The sequence below is a fragment of the Rhodococcus cerastii genome, from assembly GCF_033042195.1.
Classification (GTDB): domain Bacteria; phylum Actinomycetota; class Actinomycetes; order Mycobacteriales; family Mycobacteriaceae; genus Rhodococcoides.
In genome coordinates this window covers 22,938-34,721 of record NZ_JAWLKF010000022.1, presented here as the reverse complement: position 1 = coordinate 34,721, position 11,784 = coordinate 22,938, and the positions used below count along the sequence as shown (strand labels likewise).

The window sequence follows — 11,784 nt, the reverse complement described above, 5'->3', positions numbered from 1 at the left end:
ATGCTGGTCGGACTCATTTCGGTAGATCCCTATTCTAAGCGGGTCCAGTGTCCGAAATCCCTGGGCCGATCACTCGGGCGGCGCGCTCGTCACCGGAACCATACTGGTCGGAATCGCTAGTCACACGGACTCTGTTGCCGTATTCGGTCCGACTCTGTATGCGTCCGCGGCGGCATCGCTCGATCTGATCGATGCCGCCCGTGGGCCGGGGTCGGGCTTCCGGCCTATCTTGAGGTCAGCACTGGGTTTTCAGCACTGGGTTTTCAGCACTGGGTTTTCAGCACTGGGTTTTCAGCACTGGGGTACGTCGATGGTGACGGTTGCCGGATCCACCAAGGGCTGGACCGGCACCGTCGCGGCACCGGCGCTCGACGGCTCCTCCAGTTCCCACGTGACCGTCTGAGATTCGCCGGGTGGGATCGTCACGTATGCGGCTTTCACCGGACGCCCGAGTTCGGTGCCACCCTGGATCGAGAATGCCGTCACGCCATCGACTTTCATCGCGGTGATGGTGGCACCCTGCGTTCCGTACAGGTAGACGATCGCCTCGTTGGTGCCGTACGGCACGTTGGGTTGGAAGGTGCTTGCCACGTATTGCGTCAACCCGTCCGGGTTCACGGTGTTGGTGAGGGTGGCCGTCACCGTCGATGTCCGGGTTCCATCGGTGCACGAGCCCGCGGTGTACGAAATGTCGCGCGCCAGGTAGTAATCGAGCTTGTTGCCGCCGGCATTGTTGACGACCACGTTGGCGTACGGAGCAGGGCTGTCGGGCAGCGTATGGCCCACCTTGGTTCCGGCGAGAACGGCCTGCTCCACGGGATCGGCGCTCCAGATCGAGATGCGACCCTCGCTGCCGGCCCGGCCGACCGCGTCGAGCAAGGCGCTACTGGGGGCGGTGCCGTTGACCATCTTCGCGACCACGGCGGACGAGATCTCCTGCAGATATGCCTTACGGGCAGCCTGATCGTCACCGAACCTGGAATATGCAGTGCTGAGGGTGATTTCGACGACGTTGTCGGCGGTTATCTGCTCTCCGTCGGCGAGTGTCACCGGTCCGGTGGCACCAAGGATGTAGCTCAGGGCGATGGGATCGGTAGCGATGGTGCCGTTGAGAACCTCACCCGTCTGCTCGGTCCACATCGATGACCAAATCTGACCTGCATACGGAAAGTGCGGGCTGGCGTTCGAGTTTCGGAAGTCGGTGGTGGTGTTGCGCGGACCCCACAGCGCGTTGTACTCGGGGCCGAGCTCGATCGGTTGCTGCGCGAATGCGAGTTCGTTGTTGCTGCCGAGCGTATCGACCCTGGCGGTTCCGTTCTCCGCGCGGATGATTCCGTAGCCGCCGAGCAATCCGCCGGTGCCGCGGGCCTCGGCGTTGGTCTGGAATGCCAGGAAGTACGCGCGAGGGCCGTTCTCACCCAGCATGGACGGCAGCAATTGGCTCGCGATATGTGTGTTGGTGAGTAGCCCAGCGAGGTCATGGGTCTGGTCGATCAGGGACGTCCTGGCCTCGGTCACGGCACCGAGAAATGCCGGTTCGTCGACGGCTTCGGCGCGAGTGTTCAACTCTTCGGCCGCAATCGACGTCTGCAGTAACACCGGCTGCGCGTCTCGCAGCGCGGCCGTATCGACGCGTCCGCCGCTCTCGATCAGACTGCTGGGATTGAGCGACGGACCCGCGGCGGTCACCGGCGTCAATACGTCGACAGCAAGGCCCTGCACGATGTCGGTGATCTGCGCGACCGTCTGGAGTGGGCTGCCCAGGTAGGGGATGGCAGCAGCGATGGAGAAGGGGATGGAGGTGGTGGAGGACTTGGCGTCGTCCGCGGACGCTGTCGCGCTGGCCGCTGCTGCCTCGGCACCGGCGACATCACCGTCGAGTAGCGAGTTCTTGGCTTGTGTCGCGGAATCTCGCGTCGCGGTGAGGCTCTTCTGTGCCGAGTAGGCCTCGTATCCGAGCCACACGAGAAACCCGATCAGCACGACCAGCAGCACCCCCACTGTTATGAGGACCGGCCGCCTCTTCTTCGTCCGTTGTGGGCGAACATCGGTCGGGCTGTGCGTCATGTGCTGAACCTTCCACCTGAGGAAATAAGTCGAGTTCTTCGAGCCCCGGTCGAAGAGAAGCCCCGGCCCGATTGGAGTTTAGAGCGCTGCGCGCTTTCGCGGTGTAGTGGGCGAACAGATGTAGTTCAGCTGATCTACACCCGCTGCATTCCTGCTCGATAAACCGGGTCTGGAGGAACAGAGGTTGCCGTCCACTTCTGTCTGCATAGTCGCGTCGGGATGCCTGCAGTTTTGCAGCAAGATCTTTCGCCTCGTTCGACAGCGCCGAGTCGGCTGCCCGCCAGTCGGACACGAGGGCGGAGCATGCCCTACCCATGGCCAACACACCGATCGATTTGGGCGATCAACTCGATCACATCGGGCTCATCGAGAGGTAGCGGGCCAGTAAGGTTGCCTGCCGCGCATCCGGACTACCGGCGGACGGTTGACGCTCGTCAAGGCGGTGAAGTCCATGGCGGCCGAGGCCGGGTTCGAGCTACTTCGGGAGCATCCCCTGAGGCTGCACTACGCGAGGACACTCGACACGTGGGCCGAGAAGTTGATCGCGTCCCGGGACGAGGCCATTGCCGTGTCCTCGGAGGCGACATACGACAAATACGTGCAGTACCTCACCGGCTAATCGGATCGATTCAAGAGTTCACGCATCGACGTCGTGCAGTTCACGCTCGAAGCCGGCGACACGCCTGCGCCGTGAGACCCTCGACTACGCGGCGTGCATCTGCGCTGGTATGTCGTCAGTGACCCTTGGTTTGTCGTCGGCGATCGCTGGTATGTCGTCAGTCATTCTGACCGCCAACTCGGCTGCGGCCTGCTCGGCATCGACACGGCGAAGGCCGAGGACGACACACACGGCGGTGACAGCGCCGATCACCAACCACACGGAGACAATAACGAGTGCCCACATCATGACTCGCATTCGTGGCACTCAGCTGTTTGGATGGTGGCGAATCGCGGTCAGTTTCCTCCGTGCCGCCCCCAACGTTCGTCGAGGAGATATGTCCGCCATGAAGAACGCCCGACTCGGTTTCGTCAGTGGATTGTTCGCGGCCGCGGTAATGGCCGTCGGCGTGATAGCCCCTGGTACCGCCGCTGCCGCACCCTTTCCAGTAGTCGGCCCCGGTAGCGGCTTCGTCACCACCGGAGGCATCGACGACCTCACCGTCTGCTCCATCGCAGCCGTCGGATACGACGACGCGGGCAGACTCGTCGCGCTCACCGCAGGGCACTGCATTCTGCGAACCGGCCTGCCCGTGACACTCGTCGGATCGCCGGCCGCCCCGGCCGCCCCGGTCGGCACTACGGCCGTCGGGCATTGGGGACCCGACTACGGCGTCATCGTCCTCGACCCCACCAAGGTCACGCCGGTATCGAGCCTGAACGGAATCACCGTGACGGACATCGGCGTCGGGTCGGTGGGGCAGCCTGTCTGCAAGAGCGGGCTCGGCAGCGGACGGACCTGCGGCACGATCGTCGAGGATCGCGGCGTCGACCTGATGTCCGACGCGGTCACCATCTGGGCAGACTCGGGAGCCCCACTGGTGGCCGGCACCACGCTCGTCGGAATCGCCAGCCATGCCTCGGGCGCTCCGTTGCTCACTCCCACCGCCTACGCGTCGGCGTCGGAATCGTTGCGCCTACTGAACGCGTCGGGTGCGGCGGGTGCCGGCTTCCGGCCGGTGTGATCAGCCGGTTCCGCGAATTCGCGCTTCTGTTCGAGCTTCGGCCTCCGCGTAGTCGCGGGCCGATGCCTGCAGTTTTCGAGCCAGGTCCTTCACGTCGGTCGACAACGTCGAGTCGGCAGCCTCCCAACCGGACAGCAGGGTCGAGTAGGCCGCACCGGCTGCTCCCGGCCAGCATGCTGTAGCCGTCGACAAATCTCGTGCCACCACGACCAGATCCTCGGACGCTCTGTCGATCGCAAGATCGGTTCTACCCGCTGCATCGAGGAGCACCGGAACACTGACGTCCAGACGATCGCCCATCACATTCCTCCCCCGAGGCTGTTGGTGCCTGTCACCACGGTGAACGTAACACCCTGTCGAGAGGGCAGCAGGCTGGTACCTTGGCCGCGTGGTTGACATCGGGGGAATCAACGACTGGGACACGGCGGGGCTCGAGCGGCTCGGTAGCTCACTCACCAGCAGAATCAGCACACTTGTCGATCTGGGCGATCAGCTCGATCGCCTCGCGCTCATCGACGGCTGGGTAGGGGAGGCAAGCGAGGTGGCCCGTCGGGCATTCGACGAGGTCGTCGATCACCTGACCGACTCCGCCGCGCAAGTCGGAGCGATCAAGCGACTGACCGACGACACCGAAGAGTCCGTCGTGGCGTTGAAGCGTGCGCTCGCCGACGTGTCGTCGCTGGCCTTCGCGAACGACTTCGCCGTGTGCAACGACAACACGCTCTGGGACAGATGGGCTTTCGAGCGACCGCCGAATCAGACCGACGCCGAAGCCGCGGACCGGCAGCGAATGAAAGTAGAACTCCTCGACCGCATCGGCGAAATCGTCCGTCGCGGAACAGAAATCGAGGAGAGCGCAGCCGCAATCATTGCCACAGCCACCCGAAACCTGATCAGCGACAACAACAGTACCGATGTGCGCGAGGCAGCGGGGATCGGTAGCGATCAGGGAGCGACGAAAGCCCCGCAACCGCCGACAGAGGGACATCCGGCCGCGAACAATCAATGGTGGAATTCGCTCACCGACGATCAACGCGATTACGTACGCGAAGAGCGGCCGCGGTTGATCGGTGACCTCGACGGCATTCCGGCGGCCGATCGGTCGAGCGCCAACCTCGCTCAGTTGGATGTCGACCGCAGCTCCGTCGACGGACAGGTCAACGAGGCGCAGGCTCGCTTCGATCAGACCGGCAGCGCGATGGACGCCAAGCGGCTGCAACTGGCGCTCGACAAACGAACGTCGCTCGACGCCGTCGAACGTCTGATGTTCGAGAAGGGAACGGACGGAAGCTTTGTGCTGGGCACGGACGGACAGCGCATTCCGGTTCTGGATCGGCACCTGCTGTCCTTCGACGCCTCGCCGGAACGGACGCTGGCAACCGCCGTCGTCGCGGTCGGAGACGTGGACACCGCGGATCACGTATCCGTCCACACACCAGGCTTCACGAGCACCGTCCACAACGGGCTCGGCAGCCTGGTGAACGACGCGGCGAACATCCGTGAACTCTCGCAATGGCAACTCGATCACTACAGTCCCGACGCCGCCGGGCAGACCGTCGCATCGGTCGCCTACATGGGATACGAGGCCCCGCAGAAGGTCGGGGTGTTGTCCGACGACATGGCTCAGACCGGAGGCAGCAGGCTCGCGTCGTTCCTCGACGGCATCGACGCATCGCGTTCGGACGATCCGCACCTCACCGCCGTCGGACATTCCTATGGTTCTCTCACAACAGGATTGGCGCTGCAGGACGGTACCGGCGTGGACGACGCGGTGTTCATGGGATCGCCCGGTGTCGGCACCGACAACCTGGGCGCGCTGAACATCAGCGGTGACGCGTACACGCTCGCGTCCGGCGGAGACGGTGTCGCGGCCCTGGCGGCCTTCGACGGCGATCCACGCGAGATCGCCGGAGTGCACGATCTGTCGACTCGCGCCGCCGACGTGGTGATGCCCGACGGCACCGACGTTGCGCTCATGTCCACCGATCGATTCACCGGCCCGATCATCGAACGGATGGGAAGCCACAGCGACTTCTACAAGCTGGACACCACGAGCCAGTTCAACCAAGCAGCCGTGATCGCAGGCATTCCCGATGTGGCAGTAGCCCGATGACGCGAACGTCGATCTTGGGCGCAGCGGTACTCGCTGTCGCACTTCTGGGGGGATGCATGAACAACACACCGGAGCCGTACGAGGGAGAGCATCGTCCGCGTGAGAAGGCCGACTCCGAGATCGTTGCCGAGCAGACCGCTTTGCGGTTCGAGGAGTTGAAGCAGAGAGAGGGGCGGCAGAGCACGGTGGAGCCCGCGTTCGAGCGGATGCAGGAAGACATCAAGGCGGCGATCTCGACGCTGGTCCCAGGGCTGGAATGGTCGACCACCCGCACACGCGGTGAATCACCGTGCGATGAGCCGTATTCCAATACGCCAGGCTTGAATGTGACGCTCGTGCCGTTCAGTTCCGATGCGCCGATCCCGGCCGATCGGTGGCAGGCCGTGCTCGAGGCCGTCAATTCCATCGCCGTCGCCAATGGGTTCGACGGCACCGACCTGAACAGCGAGAATTCCGAACGTCGTCAGGTGAGTTTCCGCGACCCCGATGGTGGTCGCATTCTCCTCGGCGCGGGGGGACGGACAGCGCTGATGATCACCACAGGCTGCTACCTACGGTGATGCGTGAAGCCCGCTACACCCGGTCGATTCCTGCCTGATGTGTCGGATCGATGAGGAACAGGCTGCTGCCGTCCAACCCGTCTCTGCGGTGGATGTTTCCGCGCAATCCGGCTTCGACCAAACGCACTGCGATCTCGTAGATCTCGTAGAGCCGCTCGTCGGTGAGGTCGGGCCGAACTGCAAGATGGATCTCGTCGCCGATGTGCCGCAACACTGCCTGGAAGTTGGGGCTCACCGCGCTGTAGAGTGCCTCGCATTGTGCGACCAGCGCGTCGGACATCACGTAATCGTCCTCCGCGCCGAGCAGCGGAGTGACACCGAAATCCGCGAGCAGGTTGATCAGCTGTACCCCACTGCGTCCGGCTGCCGTCGACCGATCCGACAGCACACCCGTTCCCACTTCCTTCGTGGTGAAGATCAGCGTTGCCTCGGCGCTGGGATCGAGTAGACCCAGATCGGCCCGCATCGCCGTCAGCAACAGCGAATGCATTCTTTTGATGTAGGCGTGCTCGCTCTGCATGCGTTCGTAGGCGGGCCCGGCAATTCCGGTTTCGGGTGCCAGGGGAGTCAACACACGGCGATCGATGCCCGTCGACAACTCCAAGGCCAATGGGTGGACGCGTCGACGAGCCACCACCAGAGCTGCGCTGAGAGCCAGGTTCAACTGGTCGTAGGCCTTGTTCAACGCCCGAGTCGCGGCAGCGAGATCACCTACCGGAGTCGAGATCACCGCTGCCGAAATATCCTCGGCCACAACACGATCGACATTGGACAGAGCGAAGAGCAGCTCTTGATACCGCGCGGTCACCTGGTCGCGGTTCCACGAGTCGCTCTCGCCCGATTGGCGCACCTGACGATCGACAGCATTGTGCAGTGCCGCCACCTCGCGAGAGATGACGTCCTCGTTCGCACCGACCCGGCGCACGCTCAATGCAGCCCAAGCGGCACCGACGGCGGCGATCACCACGACGATCAAGGTCCACAACGCAATTGCGGACACACCCGACTCCGAAGCAGCCAAGACGCTGGTAGTCATCGCTACATCATGCAGGACTGTGTCACCCAACGTCCTTCTTTCGCCGTTCTAACCTGCAGGGCGGTACTCGTCGATGACGTGTGCCGCGATACGACGCGGGTCGTCGTGGGGCAGTGAATCGATGAGCATCCGTTGTGGATGCGACGCGGGCCCGGTGATCAGGTACTTCTGACCGGGTCTCACGCGGGCTGCTTCAGCGAGGACCTGTTCCGATGGGGAGTCGGGTTCGCGTAGTGCGTCGGCGATGATGCGTCGGGGGTCGTACTGACGCACGTCCATCGTTTCCCACTGGCTGCGGCGCAGCGGAACGCCCATCTCGTCCTCCGCTGCACTGCGAGTGGTGTCGACGAAATGTCGAACGGAGCGCACGGCTCGTCCGAGTCGATGGGCGTAACCGGGGAGGCGCGAGGGGCCGAGAACGAATCCGGCGATGATCGCGACCAGGAACAGTTTTTCGAAGGTCAAGCCGAACATGATGTGAGCTCCGGTTTCGGGGTTTTGAGAGCGCGTCTGTCGTGTACTTCGGTGATCGCGAGTGCTGCTCCGAACAGGGTCGCCATCGGCAACGCGACGAGGAACATGGACAGGACGTCGGCAGCGGGAGTGACCAGCGCACTGAACAGAGCAATGGCGACGACGCTGATCCGCCAGCTGCCGCGAAGTCTGTGTGCGGACAGGATGCCGAGGCAGTTGAGCATCACCAGCACGGCCGGAAGGACGAAGGCGATGCCGGTCGCCAACACGATCTTCATGACGAAATCCACGTAGTACGAGGCGTTGAGGATGGTGCTGTCCTCGTCGGAGGAGAAGCCGGCAAGCACGCTGACCATGCGCGGGAAGATGGTGAATCCGAACATGCAGCCGGCCACGAACAGTGGGACCGCGGCGGCGGAGAAGCCGTAGACGTACTTCTTTTCGCGACGCGTCAAACCGGGGGTGAGGTAGGCGAACAGCTCACGCAACCACACCGGACTCGACACGATCACGCCGGTGAACAGAGCGATCCTCAGTTCGAGATCGAATGCACCGGTGACAGTTTCGAAGTTGAGACTGGCCTGACGTGAGAGTGCGAGTTCCTCGACCGGTGCGCGCAGGATGTCGAGAATCTGGTCGGAGAGTGCGAACCCGACCGCTATGCCGACGAGCAGGGACACCGCCGCGCGGATCGCGCGACGACGTGCCTCGCGCATATGCCCGGCCAGCGGCATGGTGCCCCGCGCGGCGGTGGCCGTGGTCATGACGCGCGTCGGTACGGAACTGTGGCGTCGTCCGTCGTCGATGCTGTCTTGTCCTCGCGCACCTCGTCTTTGAGAATGCGTAGCGATTGGCCGACACCCTTGGCGAGCGAGGGAAGCTTGGTCGAGCCGAACACGAGCAGCAGGATGGCGAGAACGATGAGGGCGTGCCATCCGGTGAGGTTGTGCAACATGGTATTTCCTTCGTTAGGTGGGGTGAGAGGGATCAATTGGTCGGGGGAGTGCCGCCGCCCATCGGAGGCTGACCGCCACCTCCACCGGGTGCTCCGCCGCCTCCCGCAGCGGGTTCGGTGGCGGTGTCGATGGCCACGGCCAACGATCCGACGTAGCCGGATGTGGGGTCGCCCGAGAACGTCCCCATCTCGAGGTCGTAGCCGTCGCCGAATACGTTGTCGTTGTCGAGGCTGCCGAGCTGGGCCAGGTTCTTCGCGGACTTCGGGTAGGTGTCGAGCTGGTAGATCGCGTCGAGCACGTCCTGAGGGAACGCAACCTGCGAGGTGGCAATAGCGTTGTCCGCGTTGGTTGCCGATGCCGCGTCGGGATAGACCTCGAAGTGCATGTGGGTCCATCGACCGGAGTAGCAGCCGGGGACGATAGTCTCGAATGTGACTGTGCCGTCGGTGTTTGCCGCTTGAATCCCGCGTAGATACGTCTCGTCCTCGACGCCCTCGGAGTACATCGAATACTGGCCGGCGGCATCGCACTGCCACACGTACACGGCGGCACCCTCGAACGGTCGATTGTCGTTCGCCATGTCGGTGAGTGTAAAGGTGAACGAGAGCGGTGTGCCCTCGACCGCGGTGCCGCCGTCGAGGCTCGAGGTGATGTCGCTTCGGACGATCCCCGACTCTTCGAGAACGTTGACGCCGTTGGTGCCGTCGGCCGGGTAGGGCCCGTTGGTCTCCTGGGGGATTTCACTCGTTGCGCTCGCGGTAGCCGTCGTCGTGGAAGCGGTTGTGCTGAGAGCACTTTCACTGTTCGACGTCGAGGAGCAGGCGGCGAGTGCAACAGCTCCTGCCCCCGCGCCGACGATGCTGAGCACTCGGCGGCGTGTGATCAGGGTGGTGATGTCGAACCCGGCACCTTGGTCTACCACCTCCTCGGTGGGGCGATCGAGCAGTCGTCCTTCGTAAGTCGGTCCGGCAGAAGTGTTGGTGGGCTCCGGAATTGGGGTCATGTTCGGATCTCCTCTGAGCTGGCATCGGTTCTTTTCGGTAGTGCCAATACTCTGGGACGTTCCGGTGAGGACCCTGGACTCTCGCTGCGAGGTTCCTGTGAGCCCCGGGGCGGTCGGTTTTACTCTAGGAGGTAGCTAAGGCTAACCTATTGCTTCACCGACATACAGGAAATTCATGACTCATCGCGCAACTACTCGAATCGCTGCCGTGCTCACCGCCGCGGTGGCCGCGTCCATCGCACTCGCGGGCTGCAGCTCCTCCGATGCCGTGGAGACTCCGACCGCGGAATCGTCCACCGGCTCGTTCCCGCTGACCGTGCAACACATGTACGGCGAGACCACCCTCGACGCCGTGCCCGAACGGGTTGCGACCTGGGGCTTCGGCACCACCGACGCGGTACTCGCGCTCGGCGTCGTACCGGTGGCCATGCCCTCGGCCGAATACGGCGGCGGTAACGATCTGATGTACCCGTGGATCTCCGACGCCATCGACACGAGCGGCGAGACGGCACCGATTCTGCTGGACAACGTCACCAATGCACTGACGGTCGAGAAGGTGCTCGCGGCCGATCCCGATGTGTTGCTGGCCCCGCACTCCGGCCTGACCCAGGCTGAGTACGACGCGGTGACCGACGCCGGAATCCCCGTCATCGCCCCGCCCGAAGAGCTGTGGTCGACGCCGTGGCGCGATGTCATCACCACCACCGGAGATGTTCTGGGCGTTGCGGATCGGGCCCGCGATCTTGTTGCTGATCTCGACCGGCAGGTTCAGGAGGCGGGCGATCGACACCCCGAATTCGACGGCCGATCGATCGCATACGTGTCCGAAGCTGCCGACGTGTATTACCTACTGTTGCCGTCGGACCCGAGAGTGGAGCTGCTCGAGAACCTCGGCTTCGTCTCGCCTGCATCGGTGACCGACCTCGCGACCGACAACGCCACGTACTCGACCACCGTCTCGGCAGAGAACATCTCGAAAATCGACGCCGACGTGGTGTTCACTCAGGTCGACACCGACGACGCGCTGCAGCAATTCGTCGATTCACCTGTGTCGCGCCAGATTCCGGCAGTATCCGCGGGTGCAGTGGCGGGATTCGTCGGCCAGGAGGCCGGAGCTGCAGTGGGCCCGACGGCACTGTCGATTCCGTACTTCCTGCCGACCTTGGTCGACGGGCTGGCTGAGGCTACGGCTGTAGCGAAGTGACGCGAACCACCGCGTCGCGCAACGTCTTCGAATGCACACCTGTACCCACGACGGTCCTGGAACGTTCGGCTGCGGTGTCCACGCGCCACGCGGTGGCGTCGAACAGGGCAGTGATGTCTTTCGCGGTGACGGTGGCATCGTCCGGCGGCGTGCCCATGTGTGAATGATGTTGCGCGCCATCATGTAGGTGACCGACGATGAGCAACGAACCGCCCGGTGCCACCCACTGCGCGATGTGTCGATAGAAGTCCAGTTGCGGAATCGTCGGATGCGCGTAGTGCGTCATCACCAGATCCCATCGCTCGTCGGGATTCCAGGTGGTCAGGTCGGCTTCCATCCAGGTGACGTCGACGCCCGCCGCCTCGGATTGCCCTGCGGCGGTGGCGAGAGCGGCCGCGGAGATGTCCGCACCGGTGACCCGCCAGCCTTGTTCGGCAAGCCAGATTGCTTCTGCTCCAGCGCCGCAGCCGGCGTCAAGAGCAGTGCCGGGCGTCATTGCGGCTGTTTCGTCTACGAGATACGGATTCGCCGCGACGAAATGGGAAGTTCTGTCATCCCAGTGCTGCTCCCAGTAGTTCTTGTCGAAAGCGTGCGTCATGTCATGGCCTTTCGTCGCGGTGTGTGACGTCAGAATGGCATCCCCGATAAGCGATTGGCAAGTAATATTGCTGTATTGGCAAATGGGTGAA

At 63.5% G+C, this 11,784-nt stretch carries 13 protein-coding genes; 5 read left to right on the top strand and 8 right to left on the bottom strand.

What is annotated here, in order from left to right; translation table 11 throughout:
• Nucleotides 1-291 precede the first annotated feature (291 nt).
• Nucleotides 292-2,067, bottom strand: coding sequence for a DUF4012 domain-containing protein (locus tag R3P93_RS23740; RefSeq protein WP_317534308.1), 1,776 nt, complete (start codon nt 2,065-2,067; stop codon nt 292-294).
• 424 nt (nt 2,068-2,491) lie between these two features.
• On the opposite strand from R3P93_RS23740, the gene R3P93_RS23735 reads away from it, so the two are divergent.
• Nucleotides 2,492-2,686, top strand: coding sequence for a class I SAM-dependent methyltransferase (locus tag R3P93_RS23735; protein WP_317534307.1), 195 nt, complete (start codon nt 2,492-2,494; stop codon nt 2,684-2,686).
• A 385-nt stretch (nt 2,687-3,071) separates the two neighbouring features.
• The gene (locus tag R3P93_RS23730) at nt 3,072-3,749 is read left to right on the top strand and encodes a chymotrypsin family serine protease (RefSeq protein ID WP_317534306.1); all 678 of its coding nucleotides are present in this window, start codon (nt 3,072-3,074) and stop codon (nt 3,747-3,749) included.
• Here the strand turns inward: R3P93_RS23730 and R3P93_RS23725 are convergent, their stop codons facing one another.
• On the bottom strand, nt 3,750-4,049 hold the full coding sequence (locus tag R3P93_RS23725) for a WXG100 family type VII secretion target (protein WP_317534305.1): 300 nt from the start codon (nt 4,047-4,049) through the stop codon (nt 3,750-3,752).
• Nucleotides 4,050-4,137: 88 nt separating this feature from the next.
• On the opposite strand from R3P93_RS23725, the gene R3P93_RS23720 reads away from it, so the two are divergent.
• Both R3P93_RS23720 and R3P93_RS23715 read left to right on the top strand, forming a co-directional pair.
• Nucleotides 4,138-5,862: an alpha/beta hydrolase gene (locus R3P93_RS23720; protein ID WP_317534304.1), complete on the top strand. Its 1,725-nt coding sequence runs from the start codon at nt 4,138-4,140 to the stop codon at nt 5,860-5,862.
• A gap of 56 nt (nt 5,863-5,918) precedes the next feature.
• Entirely contained in the window at nt 5,919-6,422 is a 504-nt protein-coding gene (locus R3P93_RS23715; protein WP_317534303.1) for an LppA family lipoprotein, read from the top strand.
• 13 nt (nt 6,423-6,435) lie between these two features.
• On the opposite strand, the gene R3P93_RS23710 is transcribed toward R3P93_RS23715, so the two are convergent.
• From R3P93_RS23710 to R3P93_RS23690, 5 genes are read right to left on the bottom strand one after another with little or no spacing between them, the layout of a single operon-like run.
• Nucleotides 6,436-7,458: a hypothetical protein gene (locus tag R3P93_RS23710; protein ID WP_317534302.1), complete on the bottom strand. Its 1,023-nt coding sequence runs from the start codon at nt 7,456-7,458 to the stop codon at nt 6,436-6,438.
• Nucleotides 7,459-7,506: 48 nt separating this feature from the next.
• Nucleotides 7,507-7,932 carry a preprotein translocase gene (locus tag R3P93_RS23705; RefSeq protein WP_317534301.1) on the bottom strand — a complete coding sequence of 142 codons (426 nt, stop codon included), beginning with the start codon at nt 7,930-7,932 and terminating at the stop codon, nt 7,507-7,509.
• Nucleotides 7,920-8,696, bottom strand: a complete 777-nt coding sequence (gene tatC / locus R3P93_RS23700) for a twin-arginine translocase subunit TatC (RefSeq protein ID WP_317534300.1) — start codon at nt 8,694-8,696, stop codon at nt 7,920-7,922. The genes R3P93_RS23705 and tatC overlap by 13 nt, the downstream gene beginning before the upstream one ends.
• Nucleotides 8,693-8,887, bottom strand: a complete 195-nt coding sequence (locus R3P93_RS23695) for a twin-arginine translocase TatA/TatE family subunit (protein WP_317534299.1) — start codon at nt 8,885-8,887, stop codon at nt 8,693-8,695. Before R3P93_RS23695 ends, tatC begins: the two co-directional genes overlap by 4 nt.
• 32 nt (nt 8,888-8,919) lie before the next feature.
• Entirely contained in the window at nt 8,920-9,891 is a 972-nt protein-coding gene (locus tag R3P93_RS23690; protein WP_317534298.1) for an intradiol ring-cleavage dioxygenase, read from the bottom strand.
• A gap of 175 nt (nt 9,892-10,066) precedes the next feature.
• Between R3P93_RS23690 and R3P93_RS23685 the strand changes: the two genes are divergently transcribed.
• Nucleotides 10,067-11,095, top strand: a complete 1,029-nt coding sequence (locus R3P93_RS23685; RefSeq protein WP_317534297.1) for an ABC transporter substrate-binding protein — start codon at nt 10,067-10,069, stop codon at nt 11,093-11,095.
• Here R3P93_RS23685 and R3P93_RS23680 read toward each other — a convergent pair.
• The gene (locus tag R3P93_RS23680; RefSeq protein ID WP_317534296.1) at nt 11,076-11,693 is read right to left on the bottom strand and encodes a class I SAM-dependent methyltransferase; all 618 of its coding nucleotides are present in this window, start codon (nt 11,691-11,693) and stop codon (nt 11,076-11,078) included. The two genes, R3P93_RS23685 and R3P93_RS23680, sit on opposite strands and share 20 nt — an antisense overlap.
• Between the last annotated feature and the right edge of the window lie 91 nt (nt 11,694-11,784).